This window comes from Nocardiopsis sp. NRRL B-16309 (assembly GCF_001279585.1).
In the GTDB taxonomy this organism is placed as follows: Bacteria; Actinomycetota; Actinomycetes; order Streptosporangiales; family Streptosporangiaceae; genus Nocardiopsis.
Window position 1 is genome coordinate 51,699 of record NZ_LGEC01000004.1, and the last position, 22,973, is coordinate 74,671.

Sequence of the window (22,973 nt, forward strand, 5' to 3'; positions counted from 1 at the left end):
GACCACTACGATTGAAGTGCTTCGCTCAAAGTACTAGAAATGTAGTGTTTAGTCGAGCGCGCCGGACCCGGGCGCCGGGCCTGGGCCCGGTACCGGGGGTCCGTTCGCTCAGACCAGGCCGAGTTCGCGGGCGCGCGCCCCGGCGGCGGCGCGGTTGGCCACCTCCAGCTTCGCCAGGATGTTGGACACGTGCACGCTCGCGGTCTTGGGGCTGATGAACAGCTCCGCCGCGATCTGGGCGTTGGTGCGCCCCGACGCCAGCAGCCGCGTGACCTCCATCTCTCGTGCGGTCAGACCGGCCGGGGACGGCGGCGGAGCCGAGCCCTCACCCAGCCCGGTGCCCAGCCGGCGCGCCAGGTCGGCGGCGGCGCCCGCCAGCGGTGCCGCCCCGCACGCGGAGGCCGTCTCGAACACCTGGCGCGTCCACGCCGCGGCGCACTCCCGCTCGCCCGCCGCGACCGCCGCCTCCGCGGCCCGCAGGCGCGCCTCCGCCAGGTGCAGCCGCAGGGGCGTGTGCTCCCACGCCCGCACCGCCGCCGACCAGGACTCCAGCAGAGCCGCCCGGTCCGCGCCCTCCGCCTCCGCCGTCCGCGCCGTGACTGCGGCGCGGTGGGCGTGCTGGACGGGGCCGTGGACCGGCATCTGGTCGGCGACCTTCACCGTGAGGGCGCGCACCCGTGCCGCCTGCTCGGCGGTCTCCGGCGCCCGCCCGGGCGCCGCCCCGCGCCGGACGGCCTCCGACATCAGGTCGGCCATCGGCCAGGAGTACCCCGGGGCGGCCTCCAGCTCCAGCTCCTCCAGCAGTCGCCGCGCCAGCTCCAGCGCGGTGTCCAGCCGGTCCTCGGCCAGCCGGGTGTCCAGGATGCCCAGCGCCGCCAGCTGCACGATGTTCATCCGGTGCGCACGCAGGGTCCCCTGCTCCAGCATGGGCCGGACCCAGTCCCGGGCGGTCGCGGTGTCGCCCTGGGCCACGGCGACGCGCATCAGCACACTCGCGATGTACACGCGCTGCTTGTCCGAGGGGCGGGTGCGCAGCACCCCGTCGACGATCTCGCGGGCGGTGGCCAGGTCGCCCAGCTCGAAGTGGATCTCGGCGCGGTTCTGGTGGTTGAAGTGGCTGTGCACGGACGCCCATCCCAGGGCCCGGTGCCGCTCCAGGGCGTCCTCCAGCACCACCAGGCCCTCCTCGTGCCGGCCCAGCTCGCGCAGGAAGTGCGCCATGTTGCCGACCCCGCGCGCCTCCAGGTTCGGGTCGTTGGTCAGGCGCGTGCGCGCGATTCCCTCCAGGAACAGGGGGCGCCCGGTCTCCAGGTCGCCCTCGGCCATGCTGATCCCGCCCAGGGTGATGCGGGCGTCCGCGGCGGCGCAGACGTCGCCCCCGCGTCCGGAGGCGGAGATCTCCACGGCCGACTCCGCCAGCCGGCGCGCGGTCAGTCCGCGCTCGGCCAGTTCCCGCAGCTGGAGCTGGTCCGGGGACGGCTCGCGGTCCATTCGGTGCAGCAGGCTCTCCTTGGCCAGGATCGACAGCAGCAGGCCGTACCCGGGCATGTGCGGAGGATGCAGCTCCAGGGCGCGCACCAGGTCCTCGACACCGCCGCGGCTGAGCAGCTGGGCTCGTGCCTGGCCCCGCCGGCGCAGCAGTTCGGCGCGTACCGTGAGGGTGTGGTCGTCGTCGTCGGCGTCCCCGGTCAGGGTCGCCAGCGCCTCGTCGGCCAGCTCCCGGGCCCGCTTGGACCGGCCCGCCTCCAGCGCCGCCCCGGCGGCCGCGCTGACCACCTGGGCCCACGTGCGCCCCTGGACCCGCTCCTCGGCGTCGGGCACCCGGTCCCACATGTTCAGCACCCGCTCCAGCATGTCCAGCTCCTCGCTGAAGGCCAGGGTGTCGCCGGCCCGGGCCGCCGCCCACCACGCCGCCTGGAGCGCTCTCGGCAGGTCCTGCGCCGCCAGGAAGTGGTGCGCCTGCTCGGCGGCCCTGCGGTCGGCGGGGACGGCGTCGGGGTACTCGTCGATGAGATGGGCGAAGCGCAGGTGCAGCCGCGAGTGCGGGCCCGGCAGGATCTCCTCGTGCACCGCGTCGCGCAGCAGGGCGTGCCGGAACCGGTAGTCGGTGCGGCCGGCCCGCAGCACGTTGGCGTCCACGAGCGTGTGCAGGGCGTGTTCCAGCTCGCGTTCGGGCAGACCCGCCGCGTGGTAGAGGATCTCGTGCTCGATGCTCTCGGAGACCGCGCCCACCGACGCCACCCGCAGCACCGAGAGCGCGGTGTCGTCGAACCGGTGCAGCGGCTCCAGCAGCAGGTCGCGGAACTGTTCGGGCACGTCGGGGTTCTCGCCGCCGCCACAGGCGTCGTCCGCCGCCAGGGACTCCACGAACAGCGGGATGCCGTCGGTGCGGCGGTAGAGCGCGTCCAGCTTCTCCGGAGGCAGCTCCGTGCCCCTGATGGCCGCGGCCTGGCGGCCCACCTCCTCGCGCGTGAGCGGCTCCAGGCGCAGTCCCAGCACGTTGGGGGCCCGCTCCAGCTCCGGCAGAAGCCGCCGCAGGGGGTGGGTGCGGTGCAGGTCGTCGCTGCGGTAGGTACCGATGACGAGTATCCCGGGCAGGTCCAGGTTGCGCACCAGGAACACCAGGAGGTCGCGGGTGGCGCCGTCCGCCCAGTGCAGGTCCTCCAGCACCACGGTCAGGGGCGTGTCCTGGGCGGCCTGGGTGAACAGGCGCAGGACCTGCTCGAAGAGGATGCCCCGGTTCTCCCGGCGGTCCTCGGGCGCCTCGCCCAGCTCGGGCAGCAGCCGGGCGAACTCGCCCACGCCGCCCGGGGCCGCGGCCTCGAAGGCCTTCCGTCCGCGCTCGCGCAGGACCTGGCGCAGGACCGCGGTGAAGGGTGCGTAGGAGAGCCCCTCCACGCCCAGCTGGAGGCAGCCGCCCGTGTACACCGCCCCCGTGGCCAGGGCGGCGGTGAACTCTCCCACCAGACGGCTCTTGCCGACCCCCGCGTCACCGCCGACCAGGACCATGCCGGAGAGCTCCGTATGCGAGCGCTCGGCGTGCTCGCCCAGGATCCGCAGCGGTCGCTCGCGTCCCACGAACACGGGACAGGTCTGAACAAGTTGGGGCATAGGGGCCATTATGCCGTTGACCACGTGGACCGCCTCAGGTTTTTTCCCGCACCCGTTCAGGTGCGGCCGAGTTCGCTGGGGAGCGCCCGCCCGCGGCGGCTCAGCAGCGTCGCCCGGACTGCCAGGGTGTGGTCGTCGGCCCGCGGGCCCTCGTCCAGCGCGGCCAGGCCCTCGTCACACATCTCCCGGGCGCGGCGCGGGCGGCCCGCCTCCAGCGCGGCGGCGGCGCCCGCGGACAGGACCTCGGCGCGGCTCCGGCCGCCGACGCGCTCGTCGGCGTCGGGGACCCGGTCCCACAGGCCCAGGACGCGCTCCAGCATCGCCAGCTCCTCGTGGGGGGCCAGGGCCTCGCCGGCCCGGACCGCCGCCCGCCAGGCGGCCTGGAGTGCTCGGGGCAGGTCGTGCGCGGCCTGGAAGTGGTGTGCCTGCTCGGCGGCCCTGCGGTCGGCGGGGACGGCGTCGGGGTATTCGTCGATGAGCTGGGCGAAGCGCAGGTGCAGGCGGGCGTGCGGACCGGGGAGCAGGCCGTCGTGGACCGCCTCGCGCAGCAGCGCGTGGCGGAAGCGGTAGCCCGTGCCGCTCACCCGGAGCAGACCGGCCTCGACCAGGGTGCGCAGCGCGCGGTCCAGGCCGGCTTCGGGCAGCTCGGCGGCGCGGGCGAGGGTCGCGTGCTCGACCACGTCGGACACCGCGCCCACCGAGGCCGCGCGCAGGACGGCCACGGCGGTCTCGTCCAACCGGTGCGCCGAGCCGAGCAGCAGTTCGCGGGAGTGGTCGGGCGCCGCGTCGGTGTCCGCGCCGCCGTCGGCGGCCAGGGCCTCGACGAACAGGGGGATGCCGTCACTGCGCAGGTGGAGGTCGTCCAACCGGGCGGCGGACAGCGGGTGGCCCGTGAGGGCGCGGGCCTGCGCGGCGACCTGGTCGCGGGTGAGCGGCGCCAGGCCCATCCGGGTGACCTCGGGCAGCCGCTCCAGCTCGGGCAGCAGGCGGCGCAGCGGGTGGGCGCGGTGCAGGTCGTCGGCGCGGTAGGTGGCGATGATCTGCACGCCGGGCAGGTCCAGGTCGCGCACCAGGTGGACGAGGAGGTCGCGGGTGGCGCCGTCGGCCCAGTGCAGGTCCTCCAGCACCAGGGTGACGCCCTCGCCGCCCGAGGCCGCCTGGATCAGCCGCAGGATCTGCCCGAAGAGCGGGCCGCGCGCCTCGTGGCGGCCCCGCGGGAGCGCGCCGAGCTCGGGCAGCAGCCGGGCGAACTCGCCGGTGCCGCCGGGCGCGGCGGCCTCGAACGCCTCGCGACCGCGCTCGCGCAGGACCTGGCGCAGGACCGCGGTGAAGGGGGCGTAGGCCAGGCCGTCCACGCCCAGCTCCAGACAGCCGCCGGCGAAGACGGTGCCGACGGGCCTGGTCGCGGTGAACTCCGCGACCAGGCGGGTCTTGCCGACACCCGCGTCCCCTCCGATGATCATCGTCCCCGACGCCTCGGTGCGGGCCCGGTGGGCGTGCTCGCCCAGAAGGCGCAGTTCGTCCGCGCGGCCGACGAGCGACGGGCCGGTGTCGGAGAGGAGGGACACGTCGTCCATGAGGTCGAGCACGGCGGGGCTCCCCTGCGGTCGCGTGCGGTGCGCGGCGGTGGGCGGGTCCACGAGCGCGGGGGCCGGGTGCCGACGGGTCCGCGGCGAACCGGCGTGCGGACCGGCCGGGCCGCGGGCCGCTGCGCCGGAGGTTCCCGCTGTCCAGCGCACCGGGTCAGGCGGCGCGGCCGAAGCGTGCACGGGCGTCGGGGCCCGGTGCGCCGTCCTCCTGGCCGCGGCGCCGCTCCTCCTTCCTCGCGGCGCGGCGCGCGGCGCGCTCCTCGGTGCGGGCCCGCTTGATCGCGCGGACGTGCTCCGCCTCGCGCACGCGCTCGCGGCTGACGTACTGGGCGTTCGAGCCGAACAGGTCAGGGTGGTACATGGTGGGCCTTCCCCCGTGGGCGGAGACTCCGTGTCCCCGCCGTCTGAGTACAACGATCGGTCTAAGACCCCGCCCGGCGCATGGGGAGGATGCCCAGTCCTGGCCGCCCCCGGCGCCCGGATCGGCGCGGTCGGTCTAAGACCCCCGGGCGGCGGGTCTGAGACGGTCCCGGAGCAGGGCCGGTGGACGGGCACGGACCGAAGGTGTGTCACCAGGGGCACATGTGCGGCCACTCGTAGTTGTCTAGGGCCTGACAGTGTGGACGTACAGGAGGTGCGTGATGGCGCGAGTACTCGGGGGGACCCGGTGCCGTGCGGTACCGGTGTGGATCGGCGCGGTCGCGGCCGGGGCGGTGGTCCTGGCCGCGACCGGAGCCGCGGCCGACGCGCAGGGGGCACCGGTGGGCCTGTCGGTGTCGGGGCAGGACGGGGCGGCCCCGGGGGAGGAGGTGGTCCTGCGCACGACCGTGGCCAACGACGGCGACGCGCCGGTGGAGGGAGCCCTGCTGGCCCAGCACGTCCCGGAGGGGATGGAGGTCCTGGAGGTGGGCCAGGGCGGCATGGTGGAGGAGGGCATCGCCAACTGGGGGGTCGGCGTCCACGCCGGCGGCGAGTCCGTCCACACCGTGCGGGTGCGCGTCACCGAGGACGCGGCCGTGGACGAGCGCCTGACGAGCACGGCCTGCCTGCTGCTGGACCGCGACGCCGAGCCCGCGGCGTGCGCGAGCGACACCGTGCGGGTCACCGAGCGGTCCGCGGCACTCGGCTGGCCGATGGACCGTGCGACGCTGGTCCGGTCGGTCGGCGCGGGCCTGGTGCTCGTGCTGCTCTGGCTGCTGTGGCGGCGAAAGAGCTCGTTCCGCACCCGGTGACCGGGTTGTGACGTCAACGCGTCATATCCGGGGCCGTAAAAACTACGGCGCGTAGTAGTGTGTCGCCATGGACATCATCTACTCCGCGCTCGTCTTCCTGCACATGATCGGTCTGGCCGGGATCATCGCGGGATTCCTCATGCAGGTCATGACCGGTCACGCCAAGTCGGCCAAGGTCCTGCTGCACAGCTCCCTGCTCCAGCTGGTCACCGGCCTGGCCCTCGTCGGGGTCGCCGAGATGTCCGGTGACGCCGAGCTCGACCACATCAAGGTGGGCGTCAAGCTCATCGTCGCCCTGGCCGTCGTGGTCCTGGGCGTCATGAACCTGCGCAAGCCGTCCAGCCGCCTGGCCACCATCGCGGGGGTGCTCGCCATCCTCAACATCGGTGTCGCCGTGTTCTGGTGATCCCCTCCCCCTGAGCCGGTGGCGGCGCGGTCTCCCGCAGGATCGCGCCGCCACCGGCTTTTTGCTGCCGTCTTGCCGAAATCTTGCGTGCCTCTTTCAGGCGCGTCAACAGCGCATCGGGCCTGGTCAGGAGGCGGACGTGTGCCTCGCGGGGTCGGGGGGCTTCGTGGTGCGCTCGGAGTCCGTGCAGATCAGAGGCATGGAGTCGCCTTAGGTGTCCACGGTGACACGCAGTGCTCCGCCCGCAATCTCCTGTTCACAAGACTGGACTCTTCTGTTAAGTTCGCCACATTCACGCAAACTCTTGCAGAGACTGCAAGGGGGCGGCGGTGCGGCAGTGCGGCCCGCCGTGCGACTCCCTCCCCCCAAGGAGCGAACATGAACAGACGCAGACTCGGCTCCCTCGCCGGGGCCGCGGTGCTGGCCGTCGGCCTGCTCGCCGCCCCGGCACCGGCCTCGGCCGCCCCCGCCCCCGCGGAGGTCCCCGCCGCCGAGCAGAACGGCGGGACGATCGTCCACCTGTTCCAGTGGAACTGGGACTCGGTGGCCGCCGAGTGCGAGGACTTCCTCGGCCCGAACGGGTTCGGCGGCGTCCAGGTCTCCCCGCCCCAGGAGCACGTGGTCATCCCCTCCGCCGAGGGCGGCGACTACCCCTGGTGGCAGGACTACCAGCCGGTCTCCTACCAGATCGACAACACCCGGCGCGGCACGGCCGAGGAGTTCGAGGCCATGGTCGCCACCTGCCGCGAGAACGGCGTCCGGATCTACGCCGACGTCATCATCAACCACATGACCGGCAACGGCTCGGGCACCGGCAGCAACGGCACCGAGTGGGAGAAGTACGCCTACCCGGACCTGTTCGGCGACGGCGGTGCCGCCTACGGCAACGACGACTTCGGCCCCTGCTTCGAGACGATCGAGGACTGGAACGACAAGTGGGAGGTCCAGAACTGCGAGCTCCTGGAGCTGTCGAACCTGGACACCGCCACCCCGCACGTGCGTGAGCAGCTGCGGCGCTACCTCAACGGGCTCGTGGACATGGGCGTGGGCGGATTCCGGGTGGACGCCTCCAAGCACGTTCCCGAGGCCGACGTCGAGGCGATCTTCGGCGGACTGAACGAGGTGCCCGGCTTCGGCGGGCGGCCCGACGTCTACCACGAGGTCTACGGCGACCAGACGGTGCCCTACACCGCCTACACCCCGTACGGCAAGGTCACCAACTTCGACTACAAGAACGACTTCTCGGGCAAGTTCGCCGGCGGTGACATCGCCGGACTGGTCGACATGCCCGACCACGGCGGCCTGACCTCCGACGAGGCCGTGGTCTTCGTCGACAACCACGACACCCAGCGCTACACGCCGACCCTGACCTACAAGGACGGCGACCGCTACCACCTCGCCACCGCCTTCATGCTCGCCCACCCCTACGGCACCCCCGTGGTGATGTCGAGCTACGACTTCGGCGACAACCAGACCGAGGGCCCGCCCAGCGTCGGCGAGGTCGACGGCAACCCGGCGGGCTGGATCACCGAGGACAGCGACTGCGCCGACGCCGACTGGGTCTGCGAGCACCGCGACGGCACCGTCGCGGGGATGGCCGCCTTCCGCAACTCCACCGACGGCACCGGGATCACCGAGCGCGCCACGGACGGCGGCTCACGGGTCGCCTTCGACCGCGGTGACCGCGGCTTCGCGGCCTTCAACGCCGGCGGCGGCACCTGGAACCTCACCGCCACGACGTCCATGCCCGACGGCGTCTACGAGAACGCGGCGGGCAGCGGATCGGCCACCGTCTCCGGCGGCCAGGTCACCGTGGAGGTCCCGGCCGAGGGCGCCGTCGCCCTCCACGTGGACGGCGTCTGCGACCCCGCCGAGTGCGACGACGGCGGCGACGACACCTTCGAGATCTCCGCCACCGCCCACACCAACTGGGGCCAGGAGGTGTACGTCGTCGGCAACACCGACGCCCTCGGCTCCTGGAACCCCACCAGCGGCGTGAAGCTGTCCACCGACGGCAGCACCTACCCGCGGTGGACCGGACAGGTCACCATCGGTGACGACGACGAGTGGAAGCTCGTCAAGGTCGACGGCGCCGGCGACGTCCAGTGGGAGTCCGGCGGCAACCGCGTCGGCCCCGACTCCGCCCCCGTCTGGCGCGACTGAACCACCCGGGCCGCCGCACTCCACGGCCCCCTCCCACGGCACCCCCGCGCCACACTCCTCCGGCGCGGGGGTGCCCCTCGCGGGCACCCCCGGGCTCAGCCGTCGTAGAACACGCGCTCCATCACCGCGCGGGCCCGCCGCGTCGTGCGCAGGTAGGCCTCGGTCAGCTGCTCCGAAGCCCCCTCCCACACGTCGTCCTCGCCCTCACCGCTGCTGCAGCCCATCGCCTCGGCCAGCGCCGACCGCACCCGCAGGTCCGTGGGCAGCGAGTCGCCGGGGCGGCCCCGGACCAGCATGACCATCCCGCGCACCCGTGAGGCCAGCCGCCAGGCCTGCTCCAGCACCACGCCGTCGTCGGCGGCCAGCAACCCGTGCGCCACCGCCACCTCCAGGGCCTCCAGCGTGCCCGTCGTGCGCAGGTCCGGGTACTCGTGGGCATGGCGCAGCTGCACCAGCTGCGCCACCCACTCCACGTCCGACAGACCGCCCCGGCCCAGCTTCGTGTGCAGTGTCGGATCCGCCCCGCGCGGCAGCCGCTCGGCCTCCATCCGCGCCTTGAGCTTGCGGATCTCCAGTACCGAGGACGAGTCGATCCCGCCCAGCGGGTAGCGGACCGGGTCGATGAGTTCGGTGAACGCCCGGCACAGCTGCGGGTCGCCCGCGATCGGGCGCGCGCGCAGCAGCGCCTGGCTCTCCCACACCTGCGACCAGCGGCCGTAGTAGGCGGCGTAGGAGTCCAGCGTGCGCACCACCGGCCCGCTGCGCCCCTCCGGGCGCAGGTCGGTGTCCACCTTCAGCGGCGGCTCCGCGGCCGGCATCTCCAGCAGCCGCGCCAGCTCGCGCACCACCTCCAGGGCCTGCCTGGTGGCCGCGCCCGTCTCCACCTCCGGCAGGGGGTCGTGCACGTACATCACGTCCGCGTCGCTGGCGTAGGTCAGCTCACCGCCGCCGAAACGGCCCATGGCGACCACGCACACCCGGGTCAGCGGCTCGTCGCCCGAGGCCGCCACCACCCGGTTGAACGCCAGGCGCAGCGCGGCCTCGATCGTCACCGCCGCGATGTCGGTGAGGGCCGACCCCACCTCCTGCACGGTCGACACCTCCAGCAGGTCCGCGACGGCCGTGCGCAGCAGCTCCCGGCGGCGCAGCGCCCGCACCGCCGCCACCGACTCCTCGGCGGAGTCGTAGCGGCGCAGCGCCGCCTCGGCCTCCGCGGCGAGCACCTTGGGACTGCGGCGCACCAGGTGGGAGTCGTCGGCGAGCATCGCCACCGCCTCCGGGGCGCGCAGCAGCAGTTCGGTCACGTACCGGCTCGTCCCCAGCAGCCAGGCCATCCGCTCGGCCACCCGCACGTCGTCGCGGAGCAGGCGCAGGTACCACGGCGTTGTGCCCAGCGCGTCGCTGACCTGCCGGAACCCGAGCAGCCCCGCGTCGGGGTCGGGAGAGTCGGAGAACCAGCCCAGCATGACCGGCAGCAGCGTGCGCTGGATGGCCGCCCTGCGCGAGACGCCCGAGGTCAGTGACTCCAGGTGGCGCAGCGCCCCCGCCGGGTCGACGAAGCCCAGCGCCTCCATCCGCACGCGGGCCTGCTCCGTCGTGAGCCGCGCCTCCTCGCTCGGGAGCTTGGCCACGGCGTTGAGCAGCGGCCGGTAGAACAGCTTCTCGTGCAGGCGGCGCACCTCCGAGGACACCCGGCGGCGCGCCTCGGTCAGCTCCTTGACCGGATCGCCCGCGTAGCCCAGCGCGCGCCCGAGCCAGCGCAGGTGCGCGGGGCCGTCCGGGCTGGCCGGATCGGGCATCAGGTGGGTCCGCCGCAGCCGCTCCAGCTGCAGCAGGTGCTCCACCCGCCGCAGGAACCGGTAGGCCTCCGCCAGGCCGACCGCGTCGCCGCGGCCGACGTACCCGTGCTCGGACAGGGCGGCCAGCGCGTCCAGGGTGTTGCCCGAGCGCAGCCGCTCGTCCGTGCGCCCGTGCACCAGCTGGAGCAGCTGGACGGAGAACTCGATGTCGCGCAGTCCGCCCGGGCCCAGCTTCAGCTCCCGCTCGGTGTGCTCCACGGGGATGTGCGCCACCACCCGGCGGCGCATCGCCTGCACGTCCTCGACGAAGTTCGGGCGCTCGGTCGCGCCCCACACCATGGGGGAGATCGCCGCCTCGTAGGCGCGGCCCAGCTCCACGTCGCCCGCGATCGGCCGGGCCTTGAGCAGCGCCTGGAACTCCCAGGTCTTGGCCCAGCGCTCGTAGTAGGCCACGTGGCCCGACAGCGGCCGCACCAGCGGGCCGTTCTTGCCCTCCGGCCGCAGCGCCGGGTCCACCTCCCACAGAGTGCCCTCGGCGTCGGTCTCGGACGGGATCCGCATCATCGCCGTGGCCAGCCGCGTGGCCGAGCGCATCGCCGCCTGGTCGTCCACCGGCCGGTCCGCGCCGGGCTCCTCGGTGGGCTCGGCCACGAACACCACGTCCACGTCACTGACGTAGTTGAGCTCCCGGCCGCCGCACTTGCCCATGCCGATGACGGCCAGGCGGCAGCGCTCGGCGTCCTCGGGGAACTCGGCGCGCGCCACCGCCAGGGCCGCGTCCAGGGTGGCGGCCGCCAGGTCGGCGAGTTCGGCGGCGACCTGGTCGACCGTGCACAGCCCCGTCAGGTCCCGTCCGGCCAGGCGCAGGACGCGCCGCCGGTAGGCCACGCGCAGGACGTGCTTGAGGGCGTGCGGCGACCCGTCCTCGGACACCGCCGGATCGGCGTGCGGCGACCGCGCGTTGGGGTCGGCGCCCACGGTGTGCAACAGCCCGTGCCGCAGTTCCTCGGGCTCGGGGGAACGGGCGGCGTCGGCGCCGCGCAGCTCCCGCCAGTCCCCGGGGTGGCGGACGAGGTGGTCGGTGAGCGCGGTACTGGCCCCCAGCACGCGGCACAGCCGGCCCCGCAGGTCCGGATCCTCGCGCAGCGCGGTGAGCATCTCGTCGGGGTCCGGGGAGATCTCCAGGATCCGGATCAGCCCGAGCAGGGCCTGGTCGGGGTCGGGAGCCGCCGCGAGGTCGCTGATGACGTCGGTGTCGGCACCGGCGTCCAGCCCGGCACCGGTCATCAGGCGCAGGGCCCGGGTGCTGTCACTGAAGCCGCGCCTGGCGAGTGCGCCTGCCGTCATGGTGTTGTTTCCATCCCTTGCCACGCGTCAACGGTAGTCCCGAAACCGGTCGGGGCCGGTATCCGAACGGATACCGGCCCCGTGGGGGAGCGGCGCGCCAGGGGCGCGCCGCTCCGGGGAACTGCTGTGTTCCTGTGCCGTCGGCCCGACCGAGCGAGCGGAGCGGGCCGGCGGGCCCTACTAGATGTCGTAGTAGAGCTCGAACTCGCGCGGGTGCGGACGCAGGCGCAGGGAGTCGATCTCCTCCGTGCGCTTGAAGTCGATGTAGGTCTCCAGGAGGTCCTTGGTGAACACGCCGCCCTCGAGCAGGAACTCGTGGTCGGCCTCCAGGGCCTCCAGCGCCTCGTCCAGGGACGCCGGGACGGTCTTGATGGCCTGGGCCTCCGCCGGGGGAAGCTCGTACAGGTCCTTGTCGATCGGCTCCGGCGGCTCGATCTTGTTCTTGATGCCGTCCAGGCCCGCCATCATCATGGCCGAGAAGGCCAGGTACGGGTTGGCCGACGGGTCCGGCACGCGGAACTCGATGCGCTTGGCCTTCGGGTTCGACCCGGTCAGCGGCAGGCGGATGCAGGCCGAGCGGTTGCGCTGGCTGTAGACCAGGTTGATCGGGGCCTCGTAGCCGGGCACCAGGCGGTGGTAGGAGTTCACCGTCGGGTTGGTGAAGGCCAGCAGCGCCGAGGCGTGCTTCAGCAGGCCGCCGATGTAGTAGCGGGCCGTGTCGGAGAGCTGGCCGTAGCCGGACTCGTCGAAGAACAGCGGCTCGCCGTCCTTCCACAGGCTCTGGTGGCAGTGCATGCCGGAGCCGTTGTCTCCGAAGAGCGGCTTGGGCATGAACGTGGCCGTCTTGCCCGCCGCGTTGGCGACGTTCTTGACGATGTACTTGTACAGCTGCACCTTGTCGGCCTGCTGGAGCAGGGTGCCGAACCGGATGCCGATCTCGGCCTGGCCAGCGGTGCCGACCTCGTGGTGCTGCAGCTCGACCTCGACACCGGAGTCGATGAGGGTGCGGACCATGTCGGAGCGCAGGTCGCTGTAGTGGTCGACCGGCTCGACGGGGAAGTAGCCGCCCTTGTAGCGCGGACGGTAGCCGCGGTTGCCGCCTTCGAGAGCGGAACCGGTGTTCCAGGCGCCCTCGATCGAGTCGATCTCGTAGAAGCCGGTGTTCGAGCGGGTTTCGAACTTGACGTCGTCGAAGATGTAGAACTCGGCCTCGGGACCGAAGAACGCGGTGTCGGCGACGCCGGAGCTGGCGAGGTAGGCCTCGGCCTTGCGCGCGACGTTGCGGGGGTCGCGGCTGTAGGACTCCAGCGTGAGCGGGTCGTGGACGAAGAACGTCATGTTCAGCGTCTTGTGCTTGCGGAACGGGTCCACGACGCCGGTGCTCAGGTCGGGGAGCAGCAGCATGTCGGACTCGTGGATGGCCTGGAAGCCGCGGATCGACGACCCGTCGAACATCTGGCCGTCCTTGAACGTCGACTCGTCGACGTTCTCGATCGGGAGGGTGACGTGGTTCACGCCCCCGAACAGGTCCGTGAACCGGACGTCGAGGAACTTGACGTCCTCGTCTCGGATAAAGGCGAGCACCTCGTCGACGCTGCTGAACAAAACGAACCTCCGTGCAGGTGGCTGAGACGTCGGGGTCACCGGCCCGCCCCATCGCGGACATGTCGGAACACTCGACGTCTCCCGGCTTCGTCATCGAAGCTAGGAGGGCGTCATTTCCATGCCATGTCTCTATTGTTTCCTGCATGTTACGGAGCCAGGCGTTTTCGCAGACCAACACGCCTGACCCGGTGATTCCGCCACGGATCGGGCCGAAACAGGGTCTTCCGCCCCGTGTTTTTTCGGGCCTGCGCTCGTTCCCGCACCGTCGCCCGCCACCACCCTCAACGGACGCCTCCGGCGCGGTCCTTCCTCGCTTTGGCCCGTGCTCGGGGCGCTTCACGCCGGGTCCTTCGTCGTCGCCTGCGCCTGCGTTCGTGCCTCACTCCGGCTTGGCTCCTCCTGCAGGCACCGGCGCGCCCCTCACACCTGTGCTTGCTTTGGGCCTCCGCTCGTGCCTCGCTTCGGCCCGGGGGCGGGGCGCCGCCGCGGTGAGGATAGCGTGGACGGTATGACTGACAAGCGCCGGAGCGGCACCGAGGCCGCGGATCCCGACGACGACTTCCGCTACCGGGGCAACCGGCTGGGCCTGCCGGAGTTCGGGACCGGATCGGTGCCCGGCGTGGGCCGCCGCCTCGTCGGACTGGCCCTGGACTGGAGCCTGGCCCTGCTGATCGCCTGGGCCGCCTACGGCGCGGGGCTCATCGGCGACGGCGTCTCCGTCCCGGAGGCGGCCACGACGCTGATCGGCAACACCGCGCTGGTGGTGTTCGCGGCGATGAACATCCTCCTGCTGACCCTGTTCGGCACGACCGTCGGCCGCCGCATCGCCGGGGTGGGCATCACCGCCACGGGGGAGCGCCCCTGGCCCTGGTTCGTGTCGATGACCGTGCGCACACTGCTGTTGTGCCTGGTGATCCCGGCCGTCATCTACGACCGGGACACCCGCGGGCTGCACGACCGGGCCGCCGGGACCGTCGCCACCCGCTTCTGACCGCCGCGGCGGGGCCGGAACCGGTGCCCACCTGCGTGCGGAGTACTCCGGACCTGCTGTTAGCATCCGTTCATCGCCTGGCCCGGACGGCGCCGACGTCCCGCCCGTCCCGTCATCCGATCTCCAGCACCTCCCCCGTGCACCCCCGCGTCCCACCGCACCCTGCCGAAGGTTCGTATGGCTGGCAAACGCTCCGCCCCCCGCACCTCGGGCGTCCTCAGGGCCGCCCGACTGTCCACCGGCCAGTGGGTCGCCTGCGCGGCCACCGCGCTGGCCATCATCGCGAGCCTGGGCGGCTACACCTGGTACCAGGGCATCGTCGGCAACATCACCACCGCCCAGGTGGACACCGACCAGTGGGACCGCCCGACCAGTGTCGAGGGCGTGATGAACATCCTCATCATCGGCTCCGACGTGCGTTCGGGAGAGAACGCCGAGTACGGCGAGGCCGAGGGGGCGCGCCCCGACACCATGGTCATCGCCAGCGTCAACGTCGACAGCGGCGCGGCCACGCTGGTGAACCTCCCCCGCGACCTGGTCGTCGACCTGCCGGGCTGTGAGGCCTCCGAGGGGTACCAGGGCATGAGCGCGCAGAGCGGCATGCTCAACTCCGCAATGACCTTCGGCGGGATCGGCTGCCAGTGGAGCACGGTCGAGCAGGTGACCGGCGTGCACCTGGACCACTTCGTCATGATGGACTTCGGCGGCTTCAAGGAGATCGTGGACGCCGTCGGCGGCGTCGAGATGTGCGTGCCCGAGCCGGTCGACGACCCCAAGGCCCACCTGGAGCTGGACGCGGGCCTCCAGACCCTCGACGGCGAGGACTCCCTGGGCTTCGTGCGCTCCCGCTACGGGCAGGGCGACGGCAGCGACCTGTCCCGGATCGAGCGCCAGCAGGAGTTCATGGGCGCCATGCTGCGCCAGGTGCTCAGCAGCGAGGTGATGGCCAGCCCCGTCACCGTCACGAACTTCCTCGGAGCCGTCACCGACTCCATCACCACCGACGAGGAACTGACCGTCCAGACCATGGCCGACATCGCCATCTCCATGCGCGAGGTCGACCTGGAGCGCGTCCAGTTCGTCACCGTCCCCAACGGCCAGCACCCGGCCGACCCCAACCGCATCATCATGAGCGACGCCGCGCCGGCGCTGTTCGAGGCGGTCAACAACGGCACCGTCGTGCCGGAGGAGGAAGAGGACGAGGAGGAGGACTCCGGCGGCGAGGAGTCCGAGGCGGCTCCCGACCCCTCGGAGGTCTCGGTGGTGGTGCTCAACAACACCACGATCGGTGGCCTGGCGGCCGAGGTGGAGAGCGTCCTGCTCGGCGAGGGCTACTCCGTCACGGGCACGGGCAATCCCACCGAGCGCTTCCCGGAGGCCACGACCGTGTACTACGCGCCGGGCGAGGAGGCCGCGGCGGAGCTGCTGGCCGGATCCCTGGACCAGGCGCAGACCGAGGAGGCCGCCGGGCTGGCGCAGCCCCTCGAACTGGTCATCGGCGCGGACTGGGCCGGTTTCGCCGACGCGGGGTCCGACGTGTCGGTCACCGAGGACCTGGGCGGGACCACCGCCGCCGAGGACGGGGAGAGCGCCTGCTGACCGCGGGCGCCTGGGCGGGGGCCGGTCGCGCCCTCGCGTCGGGGTGTCGCGTTCGGGTAGCATCCGCCCGTTGTGTCCGTGCCGTTATCCCCCATTTCGGACGGATTCCGCCCCTTCCCCGGATCGGATCGCAGGTGCCCCGTTGTCCCGTAGGAACGTGTCCGCGCGCAGACGTATGAGCCTGGGCCAGTGGTCGGCCTGCGGGGCGACCGGACTGCTGATCGCCGCGTCCCTGACCGCCTACGGCATGTACAACGACGCCCTGAGCATCGACACCGAGGAGGTCGACCCCGACGGCTGGGGAGATCGGCCTCCGGAGGTGGAGGGCCTGCACAACATCCTCCTGCTGGGCACCGACGAGCGCGCCGGGGACGAGGCGGGCTTCAGCGAGGAGAACGGCGTTCGTCCCGACGTTCTCGTGATCGTCAGCATCGACGCGGACAACGGCGGTGTCACGATGGTCAACCTGCCGCGCGACCTCATCGTCGAGCTGCCCGCCTGCGACGCCGTGGGCGACTATCCGGGTTCGGCGGGCGGCTCGGACCAGCTCAACCACGCCATGTTCTACGGCGGGATGGACTGCCAGGGCAACGCCGTGGAGACCGTCACGGGCGTGCACCTGGAGCACATCGTGGCGGTGGACTTCGCCGGCTTCGAGGAGATCGTGGACACCATCGGCGGCGTGGAGATGTGCGTGCCCGAACCGGTGGACGACCCCAAGGCCGACCTGACGCTGGAGGCCGGCGAACAGCGGCTCAGCGGCGAGCAGGCGCTCGGCCTGGCACGCTCGCGGGCGAGCACGGAGTTCGGCAGCGATCTGAACCGCATCGAGAACCAGCAGCGGCTCATGGGCGCGATCATGCGCGAGGTCACCAGCGGCGACCTCCTCTCCAGCCCGACCACGCTCTACGGTTTCATCGACGCGGTCACCGACAGCCTCGTGACCGACGACGACCTCAACGTGGACAGGATGCGCGAGCTCGCGATCGCCGTGCGCGAGGTCGACCTCGAACAGATGAACATGGTCACGGTGCCGGTCCTGGAGCACCCGGCCGACGAGAACAAGCTGACCTTCGACGATCCCGCGGCCCGGGAACTGTTCGCCGCCGTGGCGGCGGGCGAGGTGCTGGCCGAGGAGGAGGCCGAGGAGTCCGAGGAGGAGGCCGAGGAGCCCGTCGAGCCCTCGGACGTGTCCGTGCGGATCCTCAACGGGACCGTCACGGACGGGCTGGCCGCCCAGGTCGAACCGCTCCTGGCCCAGGAGGGCTTCACCGTGACCGGCACGGGCAACCCGCAGGCGCGCGTTCCCGAGGCGACCACGGTCTACCACGGCCCCGGCCAGGAGGCCGAGGCCGAGCTGCTCGCCTCCGCGCTGACGTCCGCGACGACCGAGGAGGTGCCGGACCTGGAGGGCGACGCCCTCGAACTGGTGATGGCCCAGGCGGACTGGGGCCCGGTCATCGGGCTGGGCGGCGGGTCGGACGGCGCGGACGGCACCGGCGACGGCGACGGCGGCGCGCTGGACGGGCTGGACACGAGCACCGCGGCCGAGGACGAGGTCACCTGCGGCTGACCCCGCCCCGGGTCCCGGGCCCCGTGCGCACCGTCCGGTGCCGCGGGGCCCGACCCGTGTCGGGCGGGGTGACACCATCGCACTTATCGTTTATCGTTATTATCGAGAAACGATAAGAGAGGTGCCTCATGCCTGAACCCCTCCGACTCCGATGGTCCAGGGCCGACAGCGTCGTCACCCGTGTCCTCCTCGTCCTCGCGATCGCGGGCACCGGCCTGGTCGGGCTCTTCGGGCTCGTCTGGATCACCCCGCTGCTGCCCGCGGGCGACGAGGCCATCGCGGCGAACACGATCACCGTCGCCCGGCCGGACGGGGTACCCGAGCCCCGGATGGACGCCGCGACCAGCGGTCAGGACGTGACGGTGAGCGACACCGGGCGGATGGTGATCGAGTTCCACGACCCCACCACGCTGGAGCGGTTCCTGCTCGTGGCCCCCGGCCTGCTCGCCGTCGTGGCCGCGCTGGTGGTCATGGTCGCGGTCCACCGGATGGTTCGCAGCCTGGACCGCGGGGAGCCCTTCGTCACCGCCAACGTGCGCCGGGTGTTCGTCATCGCGCTGACCGTGGTCATCGGGTCCATGGTGGTGCCGATGGTCGCCGCGGTATGCGAGAACGCGCTCCGGGCCAGGGCGCTGGAGTCCGACGAGATCGCCTTCTCCTTCGTCGTGTTCGGCGAGGGCGGGATCTCGCCCGCCCTGCTCTTCACCGGCTTCCTCCTGGCCGCACTGGCGGAGGTGTTCCGGCGCGGCGCCCGACTGCGCGCGGACGTCGAAGGGCTGGTCTGATGCCGCCGGAGGAGGCCACGGGTATCCGGGTCCGCCTGGACCAGGTGCTCGCCGAACGGGGGATGACCCTGACCGAGCTGGCCCAGCGGGTGGGCGTCACCGTCGTCAACCTGTCGGTGCTCAAGAACGGCCGGGCCCGGGCGATCCGCTTCTCCACCCTGGCCGCGCTGTGCCGCGAGCTGGACTGCCGTCCCGGCGACCTCCTCGACTACGAGGAGGACGGACAGGACTGAGAGACGGCGAAAGGGGACCGCCCGGCGGTCCCCTTTCGGCGTTCGCGGTGGCGGTCAGCCGCCCATCTTGCCGCGCATGCCCTTGGGCATCTTCGCGCCCTTGGGGATGGGGCCCTTGGGCATCTGCATCGCGGCGGGCAGCGCCTTGAGCCGGTAGTTCAGCTCGGCCGTCCCGGCCTTGTCCAGGTTCCGCGGCAGCTTGACCAGCGCGCGCTGGAGCTTGGAGACCGGGACCTGGTCCTCGCCGTTGCCGACCTTGAAGTCGTAGATGGGCGTGTCCATCGCCACCCGCGAGACGCGCTTCTTCTCGGCCGCGATCAGCCCGCGCAGGCGGCCGGGGTCGCCCTCGCCGACCAGCACGACGCCCGGGCGGCCCACCACGCGGTGCACGACGTCCATCTGCTTGTTGGCGGCGACGCCGGGCTCGACGGCCCAGTTGCCGCGCATGTTCTCCAGGATCGCCATGCCCGCGCCCAGGCGGCCGTCCAGCATCTTGTACTGCACGCGCTGCGCGGAGCGGGTGAAGATGATGAAGCCGACCAGGAAGGCCAGCGGGAGACCGGTGAGGGTCCAGATGATCCAGGAGCCGGTCCAGACCCCGACGGCGACGGCGACGGCGAGGATGACCACCGCGACGGCGGCGGCCAGCGGGATGCTCCTGGGGCTCTGCTGGTGGACGACCTTGGCGACCATGCCGATCTGCTTGAGCCGGCCCGGCTGCTTCTCGGCCCCGTCCTTGCCGGACGTCGTCTGGGAACTGGGCTTTTTCGCCATCGTGCTCTCAGGCAGCGCACGCCGACACACGATCGGCGGGGAACCGAGTCCCTGGGCTGCCTTGCCTCCTCTTCGCGGTCGACCTGGTGCGGCGCCTTCCGGCGCCACCAGCTGGGCGCCTCACCCACCAGGATAGGTGGAACGGTCCGCCCCAGCGGAACGGTGGCCCGGAGGCCACCGTTCCAGCTTGGTTACGACTCGGGCGGATTGCCCGTTATGCCTTGTTCTGGGCGGCGGTCAGCTCGGCGTCCCGCTTCTCGCGCGCCTGCTTGTACAGGCGACCGGCGCGGTAGGAGGAACGCACCAGCGGGCCGGACATGACCCCGGCGAAGCCGATCTCCTCGGCCTCCCGGCCCAGGTCCACGAACTCCTCCGGCTTCACCCAGCGGTCGATCGGGTGGTGCAGCTTGGAGGGGCGCAGGTACTGGGTGATGGTCAGCAGGTCGCAGCCGGCCTCGTGCAGGTCGCGCATCGCCTGGCTGATCTCCTCGCGGGTCTCGCCCATGCCCAGGATCAGGTTCGACTTGGTGACCAGGCCGTCGGCGCGCGCCTGCGTGATGACGTCCAGGGAGCGCTCGTAGCGGAACCCGGGGCGGATGCGCTTGAAGATCCGCGGCACCGTCTCGACGTTGTGCGCGAGCACCTCGGGGCGGGACCCGAAGACCTCCGCCAGCTGGTCGGGGTCGGCGTTGAAGTCCGGGATGAGCAGCTCGACGCCGGTGTCCGGGTTGAGCTCGTGGATCTTGCGGACCGTCTCGGCGTAGAGCCAGGCCCCGCCGTCCTCCAGGTCGTCGCGCGCCACACCGGTGACGGTCGCGTAGCGCAGCTCCATCTTCTTGACGGAGGTGGCGACCTTGGTCGGCTCCATGCGGTCCAGCGCGGTGGGCTTGCCGGTGGCGATCTGGCAGAAGTCGCAGCGCCGGGTGCACTGGTCACCGCCGATGAGGAACGTGGCCTCGCGGTCCTCCCAGCACTCGTAGATGTTGGGACATCCGGCCTCCTGGCACACCGTGTGCAGGCCCTCGCTCTTGACCAGGGAATGGAGCTCGGTGTACTCGGGCCCCATGTGCGCCTTGATCTTGATCCACGGCGGCTTCTTCTCGATGGGGGTCTCGCTGTTGCGCGCCTCGACGCGCAGCAGCTTGCGGCCCTCAGGAGCGATGGTCAACGTGAACCCGTTCCCTTCTGTGCCCCGTGTGCGGGGACCCTCTGCCCCTTGTGGGGGCTGTGTCATCCTCAGGCGGCGGCACCGGCGAGCAGCGCCGTGCCGTCGGTGTGGCTGTACTCCGTCGCGCCGAGGACGTCGGCCAGGTGGCGTTCCACGCGCGGGCGCACGTCGGCGACGGTCACCGGGCGGCCCAGCTCGGCCGAGACGGTGGTGACGCCCGCGTCGGAGATCCCGCAGGGGACGATCCGGTCGTACCACGTCAGATCATTGTCGCAGTTCAACGCGAGTCCGTGCATACCGACCCCGCGGGCGATCCGGCAGCCGATCGCGGCGACCTTGCGCTCGATGAGCCCGCGCTCGGGATCGGCGTCCAGCCACACGCCCGTGCGGCCCTCGACGCGCTTGCCGGTCAGGCCGTACTCCGCGATCGTGCGGAGGACCGCCTCCTCCAGCATGCGCACGTAGGCGATCACGTCGATCGGGTCGGCCAACTTCACGATGGGGTACACCGTGAGCTGCCCCGGCCCGTGCCAGGTGATCTTTCCGCCCCGGTCGATGTCCACCACGGGCGCTCCCGGGTCGGAGGTGGGACGATCCCACCTCCCGGTGCGCTTGCCCGCCGTGTACACGGGTTCGTGTTCGAGGAGCAGGACCGTGTCAGCCACTTCGTCGGCGACGCGGCGCTCGTGGAGCCGCTTCTGCAGGTCCCAGCCCTCGTGATAGGGGACGGGGTCATCGCCCAGCCATGCGTAAACGAGATCACTCACACACACACCTTACGCCCCGGATCGGGGTGCGGGTCTGGGCAGGATGTCGGAAAGCGCACTGTCGATGGTGGGCAGCCGGAAGGAATACCCGGCGGCCAGCAGGCGTTCGGGCACCACCCGCAGGTCCAGCAGAGCCGACTCCTCCGCCAGGTCCCCCATGGTCGCCCGCAGCGCGGTGGCCGGCAGCGGTACCAGGGTCGGGCGGCCCAGGGCGCGGCCCAGCGCCTCGGTGAAGGCCGCGTTGCTCACCGGCTCGGGGGCGCTCAGGTTCACCGGGCCGGTGATCTCGGGCCGCTCCAGCAGGAACAGGATCGCGTCGACCTGGTCGCGCAGCGAGATCCAGCTCATGTACTGGGCCCCCGACCCCAGGCGTCCGCCCAGGCCCGCCCGGTACAGCGGGAGCAGCGACCGAAGCAGCCCGCCTGAGCGGCCCAGCACCACCGACGTGCGCAGGTGCGCCACCGACAGCCCGGCCTCCTCGGCAGGGCCGGTGGCCGCCTCCCAGGCCTGGCACATCCCGGACAGGAAGCCGGTGCCCGGGGGACTGGCCTCGGTGGCGACCTCGCCGCCGGTGTCCCCGTAGTAGTAGGCGCCCGAAGCCGACAGCAGGCGCGGGGGAGGGGACGGCATCGAGGCCAGGGCCCGCGACAGCACCCGCGTCCCCCTGACCCGGCTGCGGCGGATCTGTGCCCGCCGGTGCCGCGACCAGGGGACCCGGTGCGCGGGTTCGCCGGCCAGGTGCACCACGGCGTCGACGTCGTGCAGGGCCACGGTGTCCACGCGTCCCTGCTCCGGCCGCCACTCCGCCTCCTCCACGCCGGGCACGCCGCTTCCCCTGGGCGGATGGCGCACCACGCGCACGACGCAGTGGCCCCCGTCGAGCAGGGCCGCGCACAGCGCGCCGCCGATAAGGCCGGAGGCCCCCGTGATCGCCACTCTCATGCACCTTGACCTACCCCGCCGCACGAGTGCGGCGGTCGGCGGACCCACCAAGATTTCTTCGGCTTTTTCGGTGAAAGGCCTGCGCGGGGTGCCGCCGTCTTCTACCTTGAAGGTGGGACAGGGAACTCCGCGTCAGCGCGGAGCTACCGTGGGCGACGTGCCGTCGTATCGGCGGCCGCGCCCGGCCACAGACCTTTGATGATGGGGATCATCAGGGGATGGTGATTGGTGGGGTAAGGGACGGGGCGGTGCCATCGGCACCGCCCCGTTCACCGTGCCAGGGACTCGATGCCCGGGTAGGGGCGGCGCTCCCGCGCCTCGCGCAGGGCGAGCGCCCACCACTCCAGCTGCTCGACCAGCACCCGCACCGCCAGCCGCGCGCCCGACATGTCCTGCGCGGGAAGGCCGTCCGGCCCGAACACCGCGTGGGCGTCGTGGAAGCTCACGGTGTCGCGCAGCGTGGTCGTGTGCAGCTCGGAGAAGACCGCCCGCAGCTGTTCCACCGCCCGCAGGCCGCCGGAGCGCCCCCCGTAGGAGACGAACCCCACCGGCTTGCCGAACCACTCCCGGCGCGCGGAGTCGATCGCGCTCTTCAGGGGGCCCGGATAGCCGTGGTTGTACTCGGGGGTGACGACCACGAACCCGTCGGCCGCCGCCACACGCGAGCCGAAGTCGGCCACCGGTTCCCCGTGCCCGTCGCCGGGCCCCAGGTCCGCCACGTCCAGGACGTCGACGTCCAGGCCGGAGTGGCCGCCCACCTGTTCCAGGAACCAGTTCGCGACCAGGGTGCCGGTGCGGCCGTTGCGGTTCGCGCCCAGGATCACCGCGATCCGGAGGTTGTCCATGCTGCGTCCTTGTCCTCGTCCTTCCGGTCCACGGTAGGACCTCG

The 22,973-nt window shown here is 72.2% G+C and carries 18 protein-coding genes; 8 read left to right on the forward strand and 10 right to left on the reverse strand.

All coding sequences use genetic code 11. The features are described 5' to 3' along the window. Positions 1 to 108: 108 nt before the first annotated feature. The 3 genes from ADL05_RS02560 to ADL05_RS02570 all read right to left on the reverse strand — a co-directional run bounded on the left by ADL05_RS02560 (position 109) and on the right by ADL05_RS02570 (position 5,061). A complete protein-coding gene (locus ADL05_RS02560; RefSeq protein WP_053615220.1) occupies positions 109 to 3,120 on the reverse strand; it encodes an AAA family ATPase in 3,012 nt (1,003 codons plus the stop codon). Positions 3,121 to 3,167: 47 nt separating this feature from the next. Then, positions 3,168 to 4,688: an AAA family ATPase gene (locus ADL05_RS02565; RefSeq protein ID WP_082376059.1), complete on the reverse strand. Its 1,521-nt coding sequence runs from the start codon at positions 4,686 to 4,688 to the stop codon at positions 3,168 to 3,170. Between the two features lie 166 nt (positions 4,689 to 4,854). Continuing rightward, the gene (locus tag ADL05_RS02570) at positions 4,855 to 5,061 is read right to left on the reverse strand and encodes a hypothetical protein (protein WP_053615222.1); all 207 of its coding nucleotides are present in this window, start codon (positions 5,059 to 5,061) and stop codon (positions 4,855 to 4,857) included. A gap of 280 nt (positions 5,062 to 5,341) precedes the next feature. On the opposite strand from ADL05_RS02570, the gene ADL05_RS02575 reads away from it, so the two are divergent. The 3 genes from ADL05_RS02575 to ADL05_RS02585 all read left to right on the forward strand — a co-directional run bounded on the left by ADL05_RS02575 (position 5,342) and on the right by ADL05_RS02585 (position 8,501). Continuing rightward, on the forward strand, positions 5,342 to 5,932 hold the full coding sequence (locus tag ADL05_RS02575) for a hypothetical protein (protein WP_053615223.1): 591 nt from the start codon (positions 5,342 to 5,344) through the stop codon (positions 5,930 to 5,932). A 67-nt stretch (positions 5,933 to 5,999) separates the two neighbouring features. Further along, positions 6,000 to 6,338, forward strand: coding sequence for a hypothetical protein (locus ADL05_RS02580; protein ID WP_053615224.1), 339 nt, complete (start codon positions 6,000 to 6,002; stop codon positions 6,336 to 6,338). A 378-nt stretch (positions 6,339 to 6,716) separates the two neighbouring features. Then, positions 6,717 to 8,501, forward strand: coding sequence for a carbohydrate-binding module family 20 domain-containing protein (locus ADL05_RS02585; RefSeq protein WP_053615225.1), 1,785 nt, complete (start codon positions 6,717 to 6,719; stop codon positions 8,499 to 8,501). 95 nt (positions 8,502 to 8,596) lie between these two features. On the opposite strand, the gene ADL05_RS02590 is transcribed toward ADL05_RS02585, so the two are convergent. Then, on the reverse strand, positions 8,597 to 11,647 hold the full coding sequence (locus tag ADL05_RS02590) for a bifunctional [glutamine synthetase] adenylyltransferase/[glutamine synthetase]-adenylyl-L-tyrosine phosphorylase (RefSeq protein ID WP_053615226.1): 3,051 nt from the start codon (positions 11,645 to 11,647) through the stop codon (positions 8,597 to 8,599). 180 nt (positions 11,648 to 11,827) lie between these two features. Continuing rightward, positions 11,828 to 13,252, reverse strand: coding sequence for a type I glutamate--ammonia ligase (gene glnA, locus ADL05_RS02595; protein ID WP_053615227.1), 1,425 nt, complete (start codon positions 13,250 to 13,252; stop codon positions 11,828 to 11,830). Between the two features lie 508 nt (positions 13,253 to 13,760). Here glnA and ADL05_RS02600 point away from each other — a divergent pair. The 5 genes from ADL05_RS02600 (at position 13,761) to ADL05_RS02620 (ending at position 18,433) form a co-directional block, all read left to right on the forward strand. Next, a complete protein-coding gene (locus ADL05_RS02600) occupies positions 13,761 to 14,243 on the forward strand; it encodes an RDD family protein (protein ID WP_053615228.1) in 483 nt (160 codons plus the stop codon). Positions 14,244 to 14,420: 177 nt separating this feature from the next. Next, positions 14,421 to 15,842: an LCP family protein gene (locus ADL05_RS02605; protein ID WP_053615229.1), complete on the forward strand. Its 1,422-nt coding sequence runs from the start codon at positions 14,421 to 14,423 to the stop codon at positions 15,840 to 15,842. A gap of 175 nt (positions 15,843 to 16,017) precedes the next feature. Then, on the forward strand, positions 16,018 to 17,415 hold the full coding sequence (locus ADL05_RS02610) for an LCP family protein (RefSeq protein ID WP_197285664.1): 1,398 nt from the start codon (positions 16,018 to 16,020) through the stop codon (positions 17,413 to 17,415). A gap of 128 nt (positions 17,416 to 17,543) precedes the next feature. Beyond that, positions 17,544 to 18,200, forward strand: a complete 657-nt coding sequence (locus ADL05_RS02615) for a DUF2975 domain-containing protein (protein ID WP_053615231.1) — start codon at positions 17,544 to 17,546, stop codon at positions 18,198 to 18,200. After that, complete coding sequence (locus tag ADL05_RS02620; protein ID WP_053615232.1) at positions 18,200 to 18,433, forward strand: helix-turn-helix transcriptional regulator; 234 nt, start codon at positions 18,200 to 18,202, stop codon at positions 18,431 to 18,433. Before ADL05_RS02615 ends, ADL05_RS02620 begins: the two co-directional genes overlap by 1 nt. Before the next feature lie 54 nt (positions 18,434 to 18,487). Here the strand turns inward: ADL05_RS02620 and ADL05_RS02625 are convergent, their stop codons facing one another. From ADL05_RS02625 to ADL05_RS02645, 5 genes are all read right to left on the reverse strand, one after another. Further along, complete coding sequence (locus tag ADL05_RS02625; RefSeq protein ID WP_053615233.1) at positions 18,488 to 19,207, reverse strand: DUF4191 domain-containing protein; 720 nt, start codon at positions 19,205 to 19,207, stop codon at positions 18,488 to 18,490. 214 nt (positions 19,208 to 19,421) lie between these two features. Next, positions 19,422 to 20,375 (reverse strand): lipoyl synthase, encoded by a 954-nt coding sequence (gene lipA, locus ADL05_RS02630; RefSeq protein ID WP_053615234.1) that lies wholly within the window; start codon positions 20,373 to 20,375, stop codon positions 19,422 to 19,424. A gap of 68 nt (positions 20,376 to 20,443) precedes the next feature. Further along, positions 20,444 to 21,142: a lipoyl(octanoyl) transferase LipB gene (gene lipB, locus ADL05_RS02635; RefSeq protein ID WP_053615235.1), complete on the reverse strand. Its 699-nt coding sequence runs from the start codon at positions 21,140 to 21,142 to the stop codon at positions 20,444 to 20,446. Positions 21,143 to 21,151: 9 nt separating this feature from the next. Next, the gene (locus ADL05_RS02640) at positions 21,152 to 22,084 is read right to left on the reverse strand and encodes a TIGR01777 family oxidoreductase (RefSeq protein WP_053615236.1); all 933 of its coding nucleotides are present in this window, start codon (positions 22,082 to 22,084) and stop codon (positions 21,152 to 21,154) included. Positions 22,085 to 22,353: 269 nt separating this feature from the next. Further along, the gene (locus ADL05_RS02645) at positions 22,354 to 22,929 is read right to left on the reverse strand and encodes an NADPH-dependent FMN reductase (protein WP_053615237.1); all 576 of its coding nucleotides are present in this window, start codon (positions 22,927 to 22,929) and stop codon (positions 22,354 to 22,356) included. Positions 22,930 to 22,973 lie beyond the last annotated feature (44 nt).

What these genes read in the sequence shown, in the direction of transcription:
- ADL05_RS02610 (WP_197285664.1), top strand. Translation starts at nt 16,018, where the DNA reads ATGAGCCTGGGCCAGTGGTCGGCCTGCGGGGCGACCGGACTGCTGATC.
- ADL05_RS02565 (WP_082376059.1), bottom strand. Translation starts at nt 4,688, where the DNA reads ATGGACGACGTGTCCCTCCTCTCCGACACCGGCCCGTCGCTCGTCGGC.
- ADL05_RS02640 (WP_053615236.1), bottom strand. Translation starts at nt 22,084, where the DNA reads ATGAGAGTGGCGATCACGGGGGCCTCCGGCCTTATCGGCGGCGCGCTG.
- ADL05_RS02575 (WP_053615223.1), top strand. Translation starts at nt 5,342, where the DNA reads ATGGCGCGAGTACTCGGGGGGACCCGGTGCCGTGCGGTACCGGTGTGG.
- ADL05_RS02600 (WP_053615228.1), top strand. Translation starts at nt 13,761, where the DNA reads ATGACTGACAAGCGCCGGAGCGGCACCGAGGCCGCGGATCCCGACGAC.
- ADL05_RS02625 (WP_053615233.1), bottom strand. Translation starts at nt 19,207, where the DNA reads ATGGCGAAAAAGCCCAGTTCCCAGACGACGTCCGGCAAGGACGGGGCC.
- ADL05_RS02560 (WP_053615220.1), bottom strand. Translation starts at nt 3,120, where the DNA reads ATGGCCCCTATGCCCCAACTTGTTCAGACCTGTCCCGTGTTCGTGGGA.
- ADL05_RS02590 (WP_053615226.1), bottom strand. Translation starts at nt 11,647, where the DNA reads ATGACGGCAGGCGCACTCGCCAGGCGCGGCTTCAGTGACAGCACCCGG.
- ADL05_RS02615 (WP_053615231.1), top strand. Translation starts at nt 17,544, where the DNA reads ATGCCTGAACCCCTCCGACTCCGATGGTCCAGGGCCGACAGCGTCGTC.
- ADL05_RS02605 (WP_053615229.1), top strand. Translation starts at nt 14,421, where the DNA reads ATGGCTGGCAAACGCTCCGCCCCCCGCACCTCGGGCGTCCTCAGGGCC.
- ADL05_RS02585 (WP_053615225.1), top strand. Translation starts at nt 6,717, where the DNA reads ATGAACAGACGCAGACTCGGCTCCCTCGCCGGGGCCGCGGTGCTGGCC.
- ADL05_RS02620 (WP_053615232.1), top strand. Translation starts at nt 18,200, where the DNA reads ATGCCGCCGGAGGAGGCCACGGGTATCCGGGTCCGCCTGGACCAGGTG.
- ADL05_RS02645 (WP_053615237.1), bottom strand. Translation starts at nt 22,929, where the DNA reads ATGGACAACCTCCGGATCGCGGTGATCCTGGGCGCGAACCGCAACGGC.
- ADL05_RS02570 (WP_053615222.1), bottom strand. Translation starts at nt 5,061, where the DNA reads ATGTACCACCCTGACCTGTTCGGCTCGAACGCCCAGTACGTCAGCCGC.
- ADL05_RS02580 (WP_053615224.1), top strand. Translation starts at nt 6,000, where the DNA reads ATGGACATCATCTACTCCGCGCTCGTCTTCCTGCACATGATCGGTCTG.